Annotated in this window: 20 protein-coding genes; 8 read left to right on the top strand and 12 right to left on the bottom strand. The window is 71.2% G+C overall.

From position 1 onward, the window contains the following. Nucleotides 1–100 precede the first annotated feature (100 nt). Nucleotides 101–586 (top strand): SRPBCC family protein, encoded by a 486-nt coding sequence (locus AB0B02_RS07170; RefSeq protein ID WP_357297742.1) that lies wholly within the window; start codon nucleotides 101–103, stop codon nucleotides 584–586. A 21-nt stretch (nucleotides 587–607) separates the two neighbouring features. Here the strand turns inward: AB0B02_RS07170 and AB0B02_RS07165 are convergent, their stop codons facing one another. Then, nucleotides 608–1,189 carry a Uma2 family endonuclease gene (locus tag AB0B02_RS07165; protein ID WP_357297740.1) on the bottom strand — a complete coding sequence of 194 codons (582 nt, stop codon included), beginning with the start codon at nucleotides 1,187–1,189 and terminating at the stop codon, nucleotides 608–610. Nucleotides 1,190–1,459: 270 nt separating this feature from the next. Here AB0B02_RS07165 and AB0B02_RS07160 point away from each other — a divergent pair, with 270 nt between their 5' ends. The 4 genes from AB0B02_RS07160 to AB0B02_RS07145 all read left to right on the top strand — a co-directional run bounded on the left by AB0B02_RS07160 (nucleotide 1,460) and on the right by AB0B02_RS07145 (nucleotide 4,723). Beyond that, a complete protein-coding gene (locus AB0B02_RS07160) occupies nucleotides 1,460–1,978 on the top strand; it encodes a ribbon-helix-helix protein, CopG family (protein WP_281937902.1) in 519 nt (172 codons plus the stop codon). A gap of 82 nt (nucleotides 1,979–2,060) precedes the next feature. Continuing rightward, the gene (locus AB0B02_RS07155; RefSeq protein WP_281937900.1) at nucleotides 2,061–2,900 is read left to right on the top strand and encodes a DUF4097 family beta strand repeat-containing protein; all 840 of its coding nucleotides are present in this window, start codon (nucleotides 2,061–2,063) and stop codon (nucleotides 2,898–2,900) included. A gap of 12 nt (nucleotides 2,901–2,912) precedes the next feature. Continuing rightward, nucleotides 2,913–3,884 (top strand): ATP-binding cassette domain-containing protein, encoded by a 972-nt coding sequence (locus tag AB0B02_RS07150; protein WP_281937898.1) that lies wholly within the window; start codon nucleotides 2,913–2,915, stop codon nucleotides 3,882–3,884. Then, the gene (locus AB0B02_RS07145) at nucleotides 3,881–4,723 is read left to right on the top strand and encodes an ABC transporter permease (RefSeq protein ID WP_281937896.1); all 843 of its coding nucleotides are present in this window, start codon (nucleotides 3,881–3,883) and stop codon (nucleotides 4,721–4,723) included. Before AB0B02_RS07150 ends, AB0B02_RS07145 begins: the two co-directional genes overlap by 4 nt. 27 nt (nucleotides 4,724–4,750) lie before the next feature. Here AB0B02_RS07145 and AB0B02_RS07140 read toward each other — a convergent pair whose 3' ends face one another. From AB0B02_RS07140 to AB0B02_RS07120, 5 genes are all read right to left on the bottom strand, one after another. After that, a complete protein-coding gene (locus AB0B02_RS07140; RefSeq protein ID WP_357297730.1) occupies nucleotides 4,751–5,245 on the bottom strand; it encodes an N-acetyltransferase family protein in 495 nt (164 codons plus the stop codon). A gap of 74 nt (nucleotides 5,246–5,319) precedes the next feature. Beyond that, entirely contained in the window at nucleotides 5,320–6,051 is a 732-nt protein-coding gene (locus AB0B02_RS07135; protein WP_281937893.1) for a class I SAM-dependent methyltransferase, read from the bottom strand. A 50-nt stretch (nucleotides 6,052–6,101) separates the two neighbouring features. After that, complete coding sequence (locus AB0B02_RS07130) at nucleotides 6,102–6,818, bottom strand: ElyC/SanA/YdcF family protein (protein WP_281937892.1); 717 nt, start codon at nucleotides 6,816–6,818, stop codon at nucleotides 6,102–6,104. Nucleotides 6,819–6,840: 22 nt separating this feature from the next. Further along, nucleotides 6,841–7,203: a PH domain-containing protein gene (locus AB0B02_RS07125; RefSeq protein WP_089155136.1), complete on the bottom strand. Its 363-nt coding sequence runs from the start codon at nucleotides 7,201–7,203 to the stop codon at nucleotides 6,841–6,843. 31 nt (nucleotides 7,204–7,234) lie between these two features. Next, nucleotides 7,235–7,543, bottom strand: a complete 309-nt coding sequence (locus AB0B02_RS07120) for a 4a-hydroxytetrahydrobiopterin dehydratase (RefSeq protein ID WP_281937889.1) — start codon at nucleotides 7,541–7,543, stop codon at nucleotides 7,235–7,237. A 238-nt stretch (nucleotides 7,544–7,781) separates the two neighbouring features. On the opposite strand from AB0B02_RS07120, the gene AB0B02_RS07115 reads away from it, so the two are divergent. Then, entirely contained in the window at nucleotides 7,782–8,168 is a 387-nt protein-coding gene (locus AB0B02_RS07115) for a (deoxy)nucleoside triphosphate pyrophosphohydrolase (RefSeq protein WP_281937887.1), read from the top strand. A gap of 110 nt (nucleotides 8,169–8,278) precedes the next feature. Here the strand turns inward: AB0B02_RS07115 and AB0B02_RS07110 are convergent, their stop codons facing one another. The 6 genes from AB0B02_RS07110 to AB0B02_RS07085 all read right to left on the bottom strand — a co-directional run bounded on the left by AB0B02_RS07110 (nucleotide 8,279) and on the right by AB0B02_RS07085 (nucleotide 15,808). Next, nucleotides 8,279–9,349: a succinate dehydrogenase/fumarate reductase iron-sulfur subunit gene (locus AB0B02_RS07110; RefSeq protein WP_281937886.1), complete on the bottom strand. Its 1,071-nt coding sequence runs from the start codon at nucleotides 9,347–9,349 to the stop codon at nucleotides 8,279–8,281. Continuing rightward, the gene (locus AB0B02_RS07105) at nucleotides 9,349–11,259 is read right to left on the bottom strand and encodes a fumarate reductase/succinate dehydrogenase flavoprotein subunit (protein WP_281937885.1); all 1,911 of its coding nucleotides are present in this window, start codon (nucleotides 11,257–11,259) and stop codon (nucleotides 9,349–9,351) included. The genes AB0B02_RS07110 and AB0B02_RS07105 overlap by 1 nt, the downstream gene beginning before the upstream one ends. Before the next feature lie 11 nt (nucleotides 11,260–11,270). Beyond that, nucleotides 11,271–12,092: a hypothetical protein gene (locus AB0B02_RS07100; RefSeq protein WP_281937884.1), complete on the bottom strand. Its 822-nt coding sequence runs from the start codon at nucleotides 12,090–12,092 to the stop codon at nucleotides 11,271–11,273. A 180-nt stretch (nucleotides 12,093–12,272) separates the two neighbouring features. Continuing rightward, a complete protein-coding gene (locus tag AB0B02_RS07095) occupies nucleotides 12,273–13,682 on the bottom strand; it encodes a metallopeptidase TldD-related protein (protein ID WP_357298361.1) in 1,410 nt (469 codons plus the stop codon). Between the two features lie 110 nt (nucleotides 13,683–13,792). Continuing rightward, entirely contained in the window at nucleotides 13,793–15,226 is a 1,434-nt protein-coding gene (locus AB0B02_RS07090; protein WP_281937883.1) for a TldD/PmbA family protein, read from the bottom strand. Between the two features lie 33 nt (nucleotides 15,227–15,259). Then, nucleotides 15,260–15,808, bottom strand: coding sequence for a Uma2 family endonuclease (locus AB0B02_RS07085; protein ID WP_281937882.1), 549 nt, complete (start codon nucleotides 15,806–15,808; stop codon nucleotides 15,260–15,262). 241 nt (nucleotides 15,809–16,049) lie between these two features. Between AB0B02_RS07085 and AB0B02_RS07080 the strand changes: the two genes are divergently transcribed. Both AB0B02_RS07080 and AB0B02_RS07075 read left to right on the top strand, forming a co-directional pair. Then, entirely contained in the window at nucleotides 16,050–17,156 is a 1,107-nt protein-coding gene (locus AB0B02_RS07080) for an ABC transporter ATP-binding protein (RefSeq protein WP_281937881.1), read from the top strand. Then, nucleotides 17,153–17,402, top strand: a 250-nt coding sequence (locus AB0B02_RS07075; protein WP_357297716.1) for an ABC transporter ATP-binding protein, incomplete at its 3' end; no start/stop codon positions are given. The genes AB0B02_RS07080 and AB0B02_RS07075, both read left to right, overlap by 4 nt.

The raw sequence follows: 17,402 nt of genomic DNA, 5'->3' as shown, positions 1-17,402 counted from the left end.
TCTTCCGGCGCTGCGGGTGCCGGTTCGACGGCTGACCGTGCGACGGGGCGAGAGGCATCGCACTGTCGCTGCGTCAAACGCTGGGTCTACCGTTGGCGGTGTGCCGCGCATCGAGCTGGCCACGGACGTCCAGGCAGCCCCGGAAGCCGTCTTCGACGCCTGCCTCGACGTCGACACGCACACTGATTCCTTGGGGAACAGCGCCGAACGGGCGGTCGGTGGTGTGACGACCGGCCGGCTGGCGGCCGGAGACACCGTGACATGGGAAGCCCGGCACTTCGGCCTGCCGTGGCGGATGACGGTCCGGATCACCGACTACCGACGACCGTACGGCTTCACCGACGAGCAGGTCAGCGGCCCGTTCCGCCGATGGCGCCACGAGCACACGTTCACTCCGAACCCTGCTGACCGCGCGGCGACCGTCATGCGCGACGTCATCGACTTCTCGGCGCCGATGGGCCCGCTCGGTCGGCTGGTGGCCCGCTTCATCCTGCGGCCGTACCTGCGACGCCTCATCGCCCGCCGCAACGCCTACCTCGCGGTCACCCTGGCCCGGCCTCAACGCGAAGCTGAGGGGGCGGAGTGAAACCGCCTGACGGGGGTCGGGTCAGCTCTTGCGGGCGGGCACCAATCCGGCCAGGTCGATCTTGATCGGGAACGGCAGCGAGGTGCGCAGCTCACGCCGATGGATTCCGGTCGGCGCGTACGACCGGGTGGGGCCGTCGATCTCGTACGCGTAGACCGCTGGGGAGCCGTCCTCGTCCTCGACGCGCCAGTAGTTCGCGATCCCCGCCTCCGCGTACTTGCGCAGCTTGACATTGCGGTCCCGGTGCGCCGACTCGGGCGAGACCACCTCGACCACCAGCAGCGTCTCCTCGGGGGTGTAGAAGGTGCGGGACGGGTCGTAGGGCGCCGTTGTGGCAACGAGATCGGGCTCGGGGCGGTTCCACCGGTCGAGTCGGATCGTGATCTCCCGGTCGACCTCGACGCCTGCCGGTGCCTGCTCGGTCAGGGCGTTCACCAGCGCGGTGACCATCCGGGCGTGCCAGACCCGCTGAGGGGACATCATGAAGACGAGTGCTCCATCGATGAGTTCGGTGTGACGCGGCGCTTCGGCGAGCTTGTCCAGATCCTCGGAATACCAGCCTTCAGGGCGAGGTGGCCGCATCCACTCGGGCACCGCAGTCATGGGCCTCACGGTAGCACTCGGTGACGGGCCGACCTGCGCGCTCACGCGGTCGGCGCGTTCTTCGAGCAACCCTCTCAGCGGTGCTCTGCGTGAGATCAAAGAGCGCGCCTCGGGTGCTGGCGACGACAGAACAGGGTGGCGTGGCATCACGGTGATGCCAAGCTAAGGATGACTGTTGAGCAGGGTAGATGCAGGAATCAGCTCAGGGCGGGCGCCATAGTGGCATCATTTAGGCTTGCGGTGATGCCATTGCTGTGCCACAGTAGTGCCATGGACTTGACCTCGTATGTGAGCAACCTCGGGCGGGAGTTCGCCACGCTCGCCGAAGCCGGCGGTGAAGAGTCGCGTGCGCTGGTCGAGCGCCTGACCGGGCCACTGGAGTCGGCGATCCGGATGACGCTGCTGGACGCGCTGTCGGCCGCCGCCGACGAGATCACCCGGGAACTCGCCCCCGGCTCGGTGGAGGTGCGGCTGCGCGGCCGGGACCCGGACTTCGTGGTGACCCCACCGCCGGCCGAGCCGCTCCCGGCGGCGTCCGACCAGGGCGCGGCACCGGACATCGACCTGCCGATCAACGAGGACGGCCCGGTCGCCCGGATCAACGTACGCATGCCGGAGCAGCTCAAGGCCGCGGTCGAGGAGGCCGCCGCCGCCGAGGGGCGCTCGGTCAACGCCTGGCTGGTCCGGGCCGCCGCCGCCGGCCTACCCAGAAGCGACCGGGAGCCGCGCCCCGAGCCACGCGTCGGCGGGAATCGGTCCCAGCAGCGTTTCACCGGCTGGGTGCACTGACCGCACCGCTCCACCCGGCTTTTCCTCTCACGTCCCCCTGACCTGCGGGGACGACTCACCGACCCAGGATGTGGGGACGACCATGCCTGTTTTCGACACACCCGAATCGATCTCCGTCACGATGGAACTCGGCGTCGCCGCCCTGCGGGTGGCCGCCGGCGACCGCGCCGACACCGTGGTGGAGGTCCGCCCGAGCAACGGCGACGACGAGTCCGACGTCCAGGCCGCCGCCCAGGTACGCGTCGAGTTCACCGACGGCACGCTCCACGTGACCGGCCCGAAGCGCACCTTCGACTTCTCGAAGAAGAGCAGGTCGGTGGACGTCTCCATCGAACTGCCAAGCGACTCCCGGCTCGCCGCGCACCTGCTGCTGGGCGACGTGCACGCCACCGGCCGGCTCGGCGAGACCCGGGTGAAGACCACCGGCAACGTCCGGTTGGAGCGGACCGGGCCGTTGCGCCTGCACACCGGTGTCGGGCACGTCACCGTCGGCGACGTCACCGGCGACGCGGAGATCTCCACCGGCTCCGGCACGGTGCGGGTCGGCAGCGTCCAGGGCGCCGTGGCGGTGAAGAACTCCAACGGCGACACCACGGTCGACGCGGCCACCGGTGACGTGCGGGTGCGTAATGCCAACGGCGCCATCGAGGTGGCGCACGCCGGCGCCGGCGTCGACGCGAAGACCTCCAACGGCGGCATCCGGGTCGCCGAGGTGACGCGCGGCTCGGTGGTGCTGGGCACCGCCATGGGCGACCTGGACATCGGCGTCGCGGCGGGCACCGCCGCGTGGCTGGAGGTCAACACCGGCTTCGGTCAGGTGCACAACCACCTGGAGAGCACCGCGCGGCCCGGCGGCACCGAGGAAACCGTCGAGGTACGCGGCCGGACCTCCTACGGCGACATCACCATCCACCGGTCCTGACGGGAGGACATCGTGACCACACATCAGATCGCCGTGACCGGGCTCCGGAAGTCGTTCGGCGAGCATGTCGTGCTCGACGGCGTCGACCTGCGCGTACCCGAAGGCACGGTCTTCTCGCTGCTCGGCGCGAACGGCGCCGGGAAGACCACCACCGTGCGGATCCTGTCCACGCTGCTCGCCGCCGACGCCGGTGAGGTCCGGGTCGCCGGGCACGACCTCGCCCGCGAGCCGGACGCGGTACGCGCCGCGATCGGTGTCACCGGTCAGTTCTCCGCGGTGGACAAGTTGCTCACCGGCGAGGAGAACCTGCGGTTGATGGCGGACCTGCACCACCTCGCCCGCCACGAGGGCCGGCGGCGGGCCGCCCGGCTGCTCGAACGGTTCGACCTGACCGGGGCGGCCGGGAAGCCGGCGTCGACCTACTCCGGGGGCATGCTGCGACGACTCGACCTGGCGATGACGCTTGTCGGCGACCCCCGGGTGATCTTCTTGGACGAGCCGACCACCGGGCTCGACCCGCGCAGCCGCCGGGACGTGTGGCAGATCGTCCGCGAGCTGGTGGCCGGCGGCGTGACCATCTTCCTGACCACCCAGTACCTGGCGGAGGCGGACGAGTTGGCCGACCGGATCGCGGTGCTCGACCACGGCCGGGTGGTCGCCGAGGGCACGCCCGAGGAGTTGAAGCGCCGCATTCCGGGCGGGCACGTCCGGCTGCGGTTCGCCGATCCGGCGGGCCTCGACGCGGCGGTACGTGTGCTCGACCGGGCCACCCGCGACGCCGACGCGCTCACCCTGCGGGTGCCCGGCGACGGCAGCCTGCGGTCGCTGCGGTCGCTTATCGGCCGGCTCGACGACGGTGGCGTCGAGGTCGACGAGTTGTCCGTGCACACCCCCGACCTCGACGACGTCTTCCTCACCCTGACCGGCGGACCCACCGACACCCGCACCGGCCAACCCACCGACGGGAAGGTGACCACGCGATGAGCGTCTCCACCCACGCCGACCTCCGGTTCCACCCGCTGCGCGACTCGGTGACGATGCTGCGCCGCAACCTCCGGCGCATGCTGCGCTACCCGTCGATGACCGTGATGCTCATCGGGATGCCCGTGGTCTTCCTGCTGCTCTTCGTCTACGTGTTCGGCGGCACGCTGGGCGCCGGGCTCGGGAGCGGCGCCGGGGGGTCGACGGCCGGCGGCGGCGCGGCCGGTGCGGGGACCCGGGCCGCGTACGCCAACTACGTGGCGCCGGCGATCATCCTGATGACGGTGGCGGCCACGGTCCAGGGGACCGCCATCTCGATCGCGATGGACCTGACCGAGGGCATCATCGCCCGGTTTCGCACCATGCACATCGCCCGCGTCTCGGTGCTGACCGGACACGTCCTCGGCAGCATGATCCAGGCGGCGTTCAGCCTGGCTGTGGTGATCGGCGTGGCGCTGCTGGTCGGCTTCCGTCCCACCGCCGGGCCGGTCGGCTGGCTGGGCGCGGTCGGCCTGCTCGCGGCGGTGACGTTCGCGCTGGTCTGGCTGGCGGTCGCGCTCGGCCAGGTCAGCGAGAGCGTGGAGACCGCGAGCAACCTGCCGATGCCGCTGATCCTGCTGCCGTTCCTCGGCAGCGGGTTCGTGCCCACCGACTCGATGCCGGCCGGCCTGCGCTGGTTCGCCGAGTACCAGCCGTTCACCCCGATCATCGAGAGCCTGCGCGGCCTGCTGATGGGCACGCCGATCGGCGCCGACGGCTGGATCGCGCTCGGCTGGTGCGCCGTCGTCGCGCTCGGTGGGTACCTCTGGTCCAGGCGGCTGTTCAACCGCGAGTCCCGCTAGCTGCGGCGCCCGCCCCCGGTCCGCGAGTCAGCGGATCCGGGGGCTGCGGCGTTCGATGAGCGTGACGTCCCGCCAGACGCCGTGGTGTCGGCCGATCCGCTCCCGGGTCCCGACCACCCGGAAGCCGCGGGCCGCGTGCAGCGCCAGGCTGGCGGTGTTCTCCGGGAACACGCCGGACTGGATGGTCCAGACGCCGGCCGCCTCGGTGGAGTCGATCAGCGCGTCCAGCAGCAGCCGGCCGACGCCGCGGCCCCGCGCCTCGGGATGCACGTAGACGGAGTGCTCGACCACCCCGGCGTAGACGCAGCGGTCGGAGACCGCCGAGCAGGCCACCCAGCCGAGCAGCCGTCCGGCCGCGTCGAGCGCCACCCACCGGTGGCCGGGCAGCCGGCCGGCGGTGAACCGGGGCCACTCCGGCGGCTCGGTCTCGAACGTGGCGTCGCCCTCGGCGATACCGAGACGGTAGATCTCCAGCACGGCGTCGGCGTGCGAGTCGTCCATCGCGACGACGGTCACTGTCATCGGCCCTCCCGGCGGGTCAGCCTAACCGGGCCGGCCGAGGGCCGGGACCAGCGTCCCGACCCTCGACGCGTCCGCTACCCGAGCCGGTAGACGGAGATGTGCGTACGGCTGTCCGCGTCGAACGGCGTCCGGTCCCAGTCGGCGTACCGCTCGGCCAGGTGGAGCCCGGCCCGCTCCGCCATCTCGTCGATCTGCTCCGGCCAGGCGTAGCGCATGGCGAACGGGCTCAGGTGCACGCCATCGGCGTCGAACGTGATGGTCTGCCGCACGAACGTCTGCGCCGCGCGGTCGTAACGGTGCATCCGGATGGTGGCCGAGTCCTCGGTCACGTCCCGGACCTGAACCTGCTCGTCCCGGTCGAAGCCGGCCGGGTCGGGCACGAACGTCTCGATGACGAACGCGCCGCCGGGCGCCAGCACCCGCGCGACGTTGCGGAAGCACGCCGCCTGACGCTCCGCGTCGACCAGGTTGAACAGCGTGTTGAAGACCAGGAACACCAGACGGTACGGCCCGGACACCGGGACGTCCGCCATGTCGCCGATGGTGACCGGCAGGTGCTCGCCGCCCGGCTTGGCGCGCAGCTGCGCGACCATCTCCGGGGACGCCTCGACGCCCTCCACGGCGAGGCCGCGCGCGGCCAGCGGCAGGGCCACCCGGCCGGTGCCGATGGCGAGTTCGAGCACCGGGCCGCCCTCGGCGAGCGGAGCGAGGAAGTCGACGGCCGGGGCAGGATCCGGGTTGCCGGGGCCGTCGTAGGTGGCGGCCCAGAGCCGTCCGAAGTGGCCGGGATCATCGAAGACGGACATTGCGTCAGCAGACCAGTGGTCGTCCCGGCACCACAACCGGATTACCGCCCTCAGCCGGCCCGGAGCGCGTCGTCCACTCCGGTCTCGTGCCGGCCGAGGTGCACCGGGTCCCGGCCGGAGAGCACGTCCACCGCGGCCTTCACGCTGGCGCCGTACTCCCGGGCGCTGCTGATCCGCCACTGCTGCGCGTACCGGCGGGCGGTGTCGTCGCCCACGCCGTCGGCCGTCACCCCGACGTGCCGGCAGAGCGCCACCGCGCGGGGCAGGTGGAACGACTGGGTGACCACGATGGCCCGGCGCACGCCGAAGATCCGCCGGGCCCGGACGCACGAGTCGTAGGTGTCGAAGCCGGCGTGGTCGAGCACCACCTTCTCCGCGGGCACACCCCGGTCGACCAGCCAGCGTCGCATCGCGTCCGGCTCGTCGTAGTCCCAGTCCATGTGGTCGCCGGAGACCAGTACCACCTTGACCTTGCTGGCCGCGTACAACTGCCTGGCGATCTCCAGTCGGGCGGCCAGGAACGGCGACGGCGCGCCGTCCGGCTCGACCTTGGCGCCGAGCACCAGCGCCACCGGTGCGTCCGGCACGTCGGCGACGGTGAACACGTGCCCCTCGGCGTCGCCGCGGACCCAGGCCACGCTGGCCGCCGTCGCCACCGCCAGCAGCACCGCACCGGCGGCGGCGACCAGCAGCAGCCGGCGGACCAGGCGTACGGCCCGCCGGTGCCCGTCGTGCCAGGTGCGCCAGCGTGCCGTCAGCCCCCGCATGGCGGCGATTGTGCCAGGCCGCTCAGGAGATGTGGTGCAGGATGACGTTGTGCACGTGGTGGCTCTTCTCCGCGCCCCGGAACTCCACCTCGTAGGTGTGCGTGCCGACGTGCACGGCGATCGCCCCGGTGGAGAAGAACGAGCCACCCCAGGACTTGTTGCTCACCACGCTCACGCTGGTGATCTTCGAGTACGGGATGCTCGTGATGGCGTACCGCTTGCCGACGAACGAGCGGTCCTGGACGATCACCCGCCGGTCGGTCAGTCCGATGAAGCCGGTGCCGGTGCCGATCGCGTCGTAGACGGCGATGATCTGCTCCCCGGGCAGCAGCCCGCTCTGGATCTGCTGGAACTGTTCCTTGCGGTCGTACGTCGGACCAGACATGTCCTCGACGGTAGGGCAGGCGCGCCAGTGTTCAGGGCGCGGTGACCGCTCGAACCGCGTCCTCGATGCGGGCCGCGAGCAGCACCTCACCCTCGGTGAGCGGCTCGCCGTCGTCGTGCCCCAGCCTGATCCGGGTCCGCCCGGCCTGGCGACTGATCTCGGGGCGCAGTCGCAGCGCGTCGGCGACCACCGCCACCCGCTCGGTGAGCGCGGCGTGCTGGGTGTCGTCCAGGGCGAGCATGCGACTGAGCTGCTCGCCCTCGCGCATCCACCCGGGCAGCAGGGCGAGCGCGTCGCTGAGGTAGTCGTGCTTCGCCCGGCTGCTGAACAGCACGCGCATCACCGCACCTCCCAGGCGTCGTTGCCGGCTTGTGGCCAAATCGTCGCCATCCCGTGTCCCAGTCGACGCCCTCTAGTCTGTCGTCGCACAGATGGTGTGTCCACGCCCACACTTCCGTGTTCTGCTGGCCTGATGGCCGACTCAGCTACCCAAACCGCCGATTGATCTGGCACGCTGGTGGTCCGTGCGGACCGAACGGGTTAGCGGAAATGGGCAGGCCGACCGGCGGGAGCCGAGGGTGGTCGTCGGAGCGGCGATCATCGTGGCCGGCCGGGTCCTCGCCTGCGAGCGCGCCGCGCCGCCCGAGGTGGCGGGGCGGTGGGAGTTCCCCGGCGGCAAGGTCGAGCCGGGGGAGACCGAGGTCGACGCGCTGACCCGGGAGTGCGCCGAGGAGTTGGGCGTCCGGGTCGCGGTCGGCACCCGGGTCGGACGGGACGTCCGGATGGCACACGGCCGGTCCGTCCTGCGGGTCTACGCGGCCCGCCTGCTGCACGGCGACCAGCCGACCGCGCTGGAACACGCCGAGCTGCGCTGGCTCTCCGCGACCGAGCTGGACACCGTCGAATGGCTGCCGGCCGACGTGCCGATCGTGCCCGCGCTGCGTCCGCTGCTCGCCAGGTCCTGAGCCGCGTCCGCCGCCGGCAGGATCAGACCCGCCGAACCGGACAGCCGGGCGGAAACGGGACGGGGGCCGGCGGCGTGTGCCGCTGGCCCCCGTCATCGTCGCGCCGCTTGTCAGTGCTTCGGCTCGTCCTGCTGCGGGTGGGCGAAGTTGAGGTGCTCCGCCGGCAGCGGGAACTCCACGTCGTCGCCGAACGGCGACGGCGCGGCGGCCCGGTCGAAGGTCAGCTCGGTCAGCGGCAGCTTGCCGTTGGCGTCCACCGCCGGAGCGGTCGGGTGCGGCACCTCGCGCTGCCAGTTGACGCCCTGCTGGGCCTGGCGTTCGGCACCGCTGTCGTGCGAACCGCCGGCGTGCGAGTGCACCCCACGGTGAGCCGCGCCGGTGGTCACCGCACCGCTGGAATGCCCGCTGGTCGCGCTGGTCTGAGGCACCTGACCCCTCCGGAAGATCTTGTTACCGAGCCACACAAGGGGATCGTACCTGCGGTCGACGACCCGTTCCTTCATGGGGATGATCCCGTTGTCGGTGATCTTGATGTGCTCGGGACAGACCTCGGTGCAGCACTTCGTGATGTTGCAGAACCCGAGCCCCATCTCGGACTGCGCGTACTCCTTGCGGTCGGTACGCGTGTCGAGCGGGTGCATGTCCAGCTCGGAGGCCCGGATGAAGAACCGGGGACCGGAGAACGCCGGCTTGTTCTCGTCATGGTCGCGGATCACGTGGCAGACGTTCTGGCACAGGAAGCACTCGATGCACTTGCGGAACTCCTGCGAGCGCTCGACGTCGACCTGCTGCATCCGGTAGTCACCGGGCGCCACGTCGGCCGGCGGCGCGAACGCCGGGGTCTCCCGCGCCTTCTCGTAGTTGAAGGACACGTCGGTGACCAGGTCCCGGATCACCGGGAAGGTCCGCAGCGGCGTGACCGTGACGGTCTCCGTCTCCTCGAACGTCGACATCCGCGTCATGCAGCCCAGCCGCGGCTTGCCGTTGATCTCCATCGAGCAGGAGCCGCACTTGCCGGCCTTGCAGTTCCACCGGCACGCCAGGTCCGGCGCCTCGGTGGCCTGGAGCCGGTGGATGACGTCGAGGACGACCTCGCCCTCGTTCACCTCGACCGCGTAGTCCTGGAGGTCGCCGCCGGTCTCGTCGCCCCGCCAGATGCGGAACTGTCGCTTACTTCCCATCAGCGCTCCTCCTCGGTGCGGGCGTCGAACTCGGCGAGCTCCTCGTCGGTCAGGTATTTCGACAGCTCGGCGCGGTCGAACAGCCCGATCAGCTCCGGCCGCATCGTCGGCAGCGGCTTGTGGGTCAGCCGGACCGCGTCGCCGTCGAGCGAGCAGACCAGGTTGACCCGCCGCCACTTCGGGTCCATCGCCGGATAGTCCTCCCGGGTGTGCCCGCCGCGCGACTCCTGCCGCTCCAGCGCCGCCTTCGCGGTGCACTCCGAGACCACGAGCATGTTGCGCAGGTCGAGCGCGAGGTGCCAGCCCGGGTTGTAGCGCCGGCCGCCGACCGCGCTCACCTTCGCCACCCGCTCCCGCAGCTCGGCCAGCCGGCCGAGCGCGTCGGCCAGCTCACCCTCCCGCCGGATGATGCCGACCAGGTCGCCCATCACCACCTGGAGATCCTGCTGGAGCTGGTAGGGGCTCTCCCCGGTGTCGCGCTGCAACGGCGCCAGCGCCGTCTCCACCGCGGCCTCCACCGCCGCCACCGACACCGCCGGGCGGGCGGTGAGCTGGTCGGCGTACGTCGCGGCGTGTCCGCCCGCCCGCTTGCCGAAGACCAGCAGGTCGGACAGGGAGTTGCCGCCGAGCCGGTTGGAGCCGTGCATGCCGCCGGAGACCTCACCGGCGGCGAAGAGTCCACGCACCGTGCCGGCCGCCGCGCCGGAATCCGGGTCCACCTCCACGCCACCCATCACGTAGTGACAGGTCGGGCCGACCTCCATCGGCTCCTTCGTGATGTCGACGTCGGCCAGCTCCTTGAACTGGTGGTACATCGACGGCAGTCGGCGCTGGATCTCCTCCGCCGACTTGCGGGAGGCGATGTCCAGGTAGACGCCGCCGGCCGGCGTACCCCGACCGGCCTTGACCTCGCTGTTGATCGCGCGGGCGACCTCGTCGCGGGGCAGCAGCTCCGGCGGACGCCGGTTGTTGTCCGGGTCGGTGTACCAGCGGTCCGCCTCGTCCTCCGTCTCCGCGTACTGCTTGCGGAAGACGTCCGGGACGTAGTCGAACATGAACCGCTTGCCCTCGGAGTTCTTCAGCACGCCGCCGTCGCCCCGCACCGACTCGGTGACCAGGATGCCCTTCACCGAGGGCGGCCAGACCATGCCGGTCGGGTGGAACTGGAGGAACTCCATGTTGATCAGCGTGGCCCCGGCGCGCAGCGCCAGCGCGTGACCGTCCCCGGTGTACTCCCAGGAGTTCGAGGTGACCTTGTAGGACCGGCCGACGCCGCCGGTGGCCAGCACCACGGCGGGCGCCTCGAAGAGGATGAACTCGCCGGACTCCCGGTAGTAGCCGAACGCGCCGGCCACCCGGTCGCCGTCCAGCAGCAGCTCGGTGATCGTGGTCTCGGAGAACACCCGGATCCGCGCGTCGTAGCTGCCGAACTCGCGCTTGTCCTCCTGCTGGAGGGAGACGATCTTCTGCTGGAGCGTGCGGATCAGCTCCAGGCCGGTCCGGTCGCCGACGTGCGCCAGGCGCGGGTACTCGTGACCACCGAAGTTGCGCTGCGAGATCTTGCCGTCCTTGGTGCGGTCGAAGAGCGCACCGTACGTCTCCAGCTCCCAGATCCGCTGCGGCGACTCCTTGGCGTGCAGCTCGGCCATCCGGAAGTTGTTCAGGAACTTGCCGCCGCGCATGGTGTCCCGGAAGTGCACCTGCCAGTTGTCCCGCGAGTTCACGTTGCCCATGGCCGCCGCGGCGCCACCCTCGGCCATCACCGTGTGCGCCTTGCCGAACAGCGACTTCGAGATGATCGCGGTCTTCTTGCCGGCCAACCGGGCCTCGATCGCCGCGCGCAGGCCGGCGCCACCGGCCCCGATCACGACGACGTCGTAGTGGTGTCGTTCGATTCGCGTTTCAGTCATGTCAGGGGCCCTCAGTTGATGAACCGCAGGTCGTTGAACCAGCCGGCGGCGATCGCCATCACGTAGAAGTCGGTGAACGCCAGGGTGCCGAGCGTGATCCAGGCGAGCTGCATGTGCCGGACGTTCAACCAGGACACACCGGTCCACGCCTTGTACCGCACCGGGTGCTTGGAGAAGTGCTTGAGTCGGCCGCCGATGATGTGCCGGCAGGAGTGGCAGGAGATCGTGTACGCCCAGAGCATCACCACGTTGACCAGCAGGATGATGTTGCCCAGACCGAAGCCGAAGCCCTCGGGGGAGTGGAAGGCGAGGACGGCGTCCCAGGTGTTGATCAGCGAGATGATCGCGGCGGCGTAGAAGAAGTAGCGGTGCAGGTTCTGCCCGAGCAGCGGGAACCGCGTCTCGCCGCTGTACGTCTGGTGCCCGTCCGGCACGGCGCAGGCCGGCGGCGACAGCCAGAACGACCGGTAGTACGCCTTGCGGTAGTAGTAGCAGGTCAGCCGGAACAGCAGCAGGAACGGCAGGGTCAGCGCCGCGTCCGGGATGATCCACCAGCCGGGCAGGAAGCTGCCGAAGTGTGAGGAGCCCTCGACGCACCGCTCGGTGACGCAGGGGGAGTAGAACGGGGTCAGGTAGTGGTACTGCTCCACCCAGTACCACTTGTGCATGAAGACCCGGACGGTCGCGTAGATGACCCAGGCGCTGAGCCCGACCACGGTGATCAGTGGGGCGAGCCACCATCGGTCGGTCCGCAACGTCTTCGCCGCGATGGCGGCACGTGCCCGCGCTCCCCGCGGCTGCGACCTCGGCCCCCTGGCCGACGTAGTTGTCATTCGAGTCATCTCCCTGACGTCACTGTCACGTCCTGCGCACGCGTGGGACCACGCCGGTGAACCGGCGCGGCTAAGTGACACACGTTACGCCGATCTTCACGGCCCGGCCGCGCAACGCAGTGTCCCGTGTGTCCCGCTGGTTGGAAAGACCCGGCTCATGATCAATTTGTGTGGCGTCGCTCAGCCGGACGCACCGCCGGTGAAGTGCCACGACGACAGTCGCAGCGCCGGGCCCTCCCACCACGACCCGTCGGACCGGGCCGGCTGCCGGACCGGCCGCCGGCCCAGGCCGAGCACCCGGCCCGGCCCCAAGGCACGCGGATAGGACTCGGTGAACCGGAAGTCGCGCACCGCCCGCACCGGTACGCCGTCCTCGACCAGCCAGACGCCGTTGCGGGTCAGGCCGGTGACCACGAGCTGCTTGGGGTCCAGCACCCGCGTGTACCAGAAGTCGCTGACCAGCAGCCCGCGCCGTACGCCGGCCACCAGGGCCGCCGTGTCCGGGTCGCCCACCGCACCGGTCACGCCCGCGCCCACCGAACCGGCCGGGCCGTCGACGGTCGCCACCGGGGCGGCGTCCGCCGGCAGCAGGCGGAGATTGCTGGGGATCGGGCCGAACGTCGACCCGCCGGCCATGCCGTGCCCGGTGGACCCGGTGCCCGCCCCGGCGCCGCTGCGCCGGTCGTGCGCCACCGCCTCGGTGGTGCCGGCCCGCACCAGGGTGAGCGCCCGCCGGGAGGTGCCCTCCAGGTCGAACGGCAGCGTGGAGGCGTGGAGCGGGTCGTCCACCAGCGTCACCGCCGGGTCGAACTGGGCCGTGCCCGGCTCGGCGAAGGACTGGCGTTCGGCATGCCGCTTGCCGTTGAAGCCGTACCAGGCGAGGTTCTGGAGCAGGTCGGCCACGGCGGCCGGTTCGAGCACCACCTCGTAGTGCCCCGGCGGCAGCTCGACCGGGTCGGCCGCGGCCCGCGCCTTGGCCGCCGCGCGGGCGCCGAGCGCACCGCCGTCCAGGTCGGCCAGGCGGTCCGCGCAGTGGCGGGCCACCCCGTCCGCGCCGCCGGCCCGGGCGATGCCGTCCATCGCCGCCTCGGCGGACCGGCCCACCGCCGAGTGCCCGGCCGAGTTGGCGAACGCGCCGGACAGGTACAGGGTGCGGCAGTAACCGGCCGCCTCCAGCCCGTCGACCGCGTCCACGAACGCGCGGACCCGGGCGGCCCGCTCGTCGGGCGACGCGAACGCGGTGGCCTCGTCGACGGCGGGGCCGCTCGGCGTCGACGTCGGCGCGGTGAGGCCCGGCCAGGCCGGGTCGGGCGGCGCGAGGCGGGCCGCCGCCCGGGTGCGTTCGACGAGCGCGGTCAACCCGTCGGCGTCCACCCGGTTGCCGCTGCCCGCGGTGGTCCGGCCGTCGACGTGCAGCCGCAGCCGCACGGCGGTGCCGGTCTCGGCCACGTTCTGGTGGATGAACGAGTTGGCGAACCGGGTCAGCGCCAGATCGGACCGGGTCACCACCACCTCGGCCTCGGCACCCGGCCCGGCCGCGCGCCGGACCAGCTCCACCACCCGGGCGGCGAGATCCCGCTCGTCACTCATGGCGTGCCGACCGGGCATGCGCTCACGGCCCTCGCTCCGCTCGGTGCGTTCGCTCATGCTGTGCCGACCGGGCATGCGCTCACGGCCCTCGCTCCGCTCGGTGCGTTCGCTCATGCGCGCACCCCCACCCGCACGCCGCGGAAGCGGGCCGGCGCGGCCGGATGGCCGGTGTGCCCGACCTGGCCGGGCTGCCCCTTGCCGCAGTTGGGCGTGCCCCAGGCGACCGTCTCCGAGGAGAGCATGTCCATCGAGCGCCAGAAGACCGGCCCGATGCCGGTGTAGGTCGGGTTGCGCAGCATCCGGCCCCGGCGCCCCTTCTTCACCTCCCAGCCGACCTCGCAGCCGAACTGGAAGTTGAGCCGCTTGTCGTCGATCGACCAGGACCTGTTGATGTCCATCAGCACCCCGTCGTCGGTGGCCGCGATGATCTCGTCGAGCGTGTGCGGGCCCGGTTCCAGGCCCACGTTCGTCATCCGCACCATCGGCAGCCGGGCCCAGCCGTCGGCGCGTACGCTGCCGCCGTGGTCCAGGCCGGCGACGGCGGCCGAGTCCCGGCCGGCGAGCACCCCGACCCACCGCCCCTCGCGCACCGCGTCCCGTCGGACCGCGGGCGACCCCTCGTCGTCGAAGCCGAAGCTGCCGAGCGCGCCCGGGATGGTCGGGTCGATCGTCACGTTCATCAGCTCCGAGCCGTAGCGCAGCGAGCCGAGCCGGGCCAGGTCGAGCCAGGACGTGCCGGCGAACGCCGCCTCCCAGCCGAGGATGCGGTCCAGCTCGATGGCGTGCCCGACCGACTCGTGGATCTGCAACGCGAGCTGCTCCCCGCCGAGGATCAGGTCGGTCTCGCCGGATGGGCACTCCGGCGCGGTGAGCAGCTCCCGGGACTCCTCGGCGACCCGGGCGGCGTGCGCGGCCAGGTCGAGCGCGGTGACCAGCTCCCAGCCGGTGGTGCCGTACTGCCCGCGGTAGCTCGGGTAGGACCGACGCTGCGTCTCGCCGTCGCCGATCGAGGTGGCGGAGATGCCGCCGCCGCACTCGCGGATGTGCTGGTCGATCCGGTGGCCCTCGCTGGAGACGAACCATTTCGTGGTGTCCCAGATCTGGTAGAGCCCCTCGGCCAGGTCGGCCCCGTGCTCGCGCATCGTGGCGGTGGCGCCGACCAGCAGGTCGCCCTTGTCGGACAGCGGCACCCCGAGCGGGTCGACCGCGCACTCCGAGGCCCAGCTCGCCACCGCCGCCTCCACCGGCACCAGGTCGACCGGCGGGCCGGGGACCCGCGCGCTCGCGGCGGCGATCGCCGCGGCGCGCCGGCCGGCGTCGCGGGCCGCGGCGTCGGACAGCTCGGGTACGGCGTGGAAGCCCCAGCCGGAGCCGACCAGCGCGCGCACCCCCAGGCCGATGCTCTCGTGCTGGGCCAGCTCCTCGATGTCGCCGTTGCGCGCCGACATCGACTCGTACCGGCGGTGCATCACCCGGGCGTCGGCATAGCGGGCTCCCGCGTCGAGGGCGGCCTGCACGGCGGCGGTCGCCGCATCGAATCCCATGCGTCCGACCCTAGGCGAACACACCGACATCCGTCAGGCGAGCAGATCCTCCGGGCGGATCGCGGCACGCACGGGTCGGACCAAGTCCAGCGTGTCGCCTCTCTTCGCGACGGCGTGCTCGACATAGTGCGCGTCCTGGCGCCGGTAGAGGTGCATGGTCAACGTGTCCTGCTCGATCAGCAGGTACCACTCGATCTGCGCCGCGGCATAGAAGTGCATCTTGAGCACCTTGTCGGTCGCCGCGTTGCTCGGCGAGATGACCTCGCAGACCAGACGCACATCACTGGCCTCTATCACCGGTACGCGTAGGTCGATGTCATTGGTGATGACCAGGTCGGGAATGGGAATCCGTCCCGGCCGCAGCCGTACGTTCACGGCTTCGAGCACGCGTAACCCGGCTTCCCGCGCCGGCATGCGGAGCATGGCGCGAAGTTCGCCGGAGATGTTCTGATGCAGCGGGGTGGGACCAGGGGTCACGTAGAGGCTCCAGTCGAAGAGTTCGACGCGTTGCTGCGTCTCCCCGAGAGAGAGGTACTCCTCTTCGGTCCACGGGCCGTCGTGGTCGAACACCGCCGCCGTCATGGCAAACCTCCACCTCGTGTCGGCCGGGATCGTCGCTCCTTCACCACGGATATCGTCGCACCTGTCGTGCGATGAGCAGATCACTACGGTGAGTCACGACTGACGAAGGTCCAGGTGAGGGCTGTTCAGGTCGGAAACCCAGTCGTTACGCTCTGACCGCTGACAGGCCGCTCGATGTAGCTTATTTTCGCCTCCAGAGGTTTCCTGTAGGTTCTCTTCATCACCGAAGGGGAGGCGGTCAATGGGCAGGTCGGAGGCGGTGCCGTCCGGGGAGCCGGACCGTCCGGAGGTGCCGGAGCAACGCGCCGGCGACGCGCCCTATCTCCAGGTCAGAGACCTGCGGGTGCGGTTCGACACCGAGGACGGCGTGGTCAAGGCCGTGGACGGTGTGTCGTTCGCCGTGGAGCGGGGTCGCACGCTCGGCATCGTGGGGGAGTCCGGCTCCGGCAAGAGCGTCACGTCGTTGGCGGTCCTGGGCCTGCACAGCACGTCCAAGCGGGCGACCGTCACCGGGGAGATCTCCGTCGGCGGGCGTCAGCTCGTCGGCCTGCCCGATGAGGAGGTGCGGCGACTGCGCGGCCGGGACATGGCGATGATCTTCCAGGATCCGCTGTCGGCGCTGCACCCGTACTACTCGGTGGGCAAGCAGATCGCCGAGGCGTACCGGGTGCACCATCCCCGGGCCGGTCGGCGGGAGGCCCGCACGCGGGCGGTGGACATGCTGGATCGGGTCGGCATCCCGCAGCCGGCAAAGCGGTTCGAGCAGTACCCGCACGAGTTCTCCGGTGGGATGCGGCAGCGCGCGATGATCGCGATGGCGCTGGTCAACGACCCCGACCTGCTGATCGCCGACGAGCCGACCACGGCGTTGGACGTGACCGTGCAGGCGCAGATCCTGGACCTCCTCGCCGATCTGCAGGAGGAGTTCCGGTCGGCCATCATCCTGATCACGCACGATCTGGGCGTGGTCAGCCAGGTGGCCGACGACGTCCTCGTCATGTACGGCGGCCGGGCCGTGGAGCACGGCAGCGTGGCGCAGGTGTTGCGGACGCCGCAGCATCCGTACACCTGGGGGTTGTTGTCGAGCGTGCCGTCGCTGCACGGCGACGCCGACGCGGACCTGGTGCCGATCCCCGGCAACCCGCCGTCGTTGATCAATCTGCCGTCGGGGTGCGCGTTCCATCCCCGCTGCCGCTACGCCGACGTCAACGGCGACCGCTCTCGCACCGAGGTGCCCGCGCTCCGGGCGGCCGGGGAGGCGGGGCATCTGGTGGCCTGCCACCTGCCGGCCGAGGAGCGCACCCGGCTCTATCAGCAGGACATCGCCCAGGTGGGGGTGGCCCGATGAGCACCGAGACCGAGCCGCTGCTGTCGGTGCGCGGGCTGACGAAGCATTTCCCGGTGCGGGACGGGCTGCGCGGCAGGGGGGCGGTGCGGGCGGTCGACGGGCTGGACTTCGACGTGCGGCCGGGTGAGGCGCTCGGTCTGGTGGGGGAGTCGGGGTGTGGGAAGACCACGACGGGGCGGATGTTGGTGCGGTTGTTGGAGCCGACCAGCGGGTCGATCACGTTCGCCGGTCGGGACATCACCCACG

Origin of the sequence: Micromonospora sp. NPDC049240 (assembly GCF_040647835.1) — a bacterium.
Classification (GTDB): domain Bacteria; phylum Actinomycetota; class Actinomycetes; order Mycobacteriales; family Micromonosporaceae; genus Micromonospora.
This window is presented reverse-complemented; position numbering and strand designations above follow the sequence as displayed.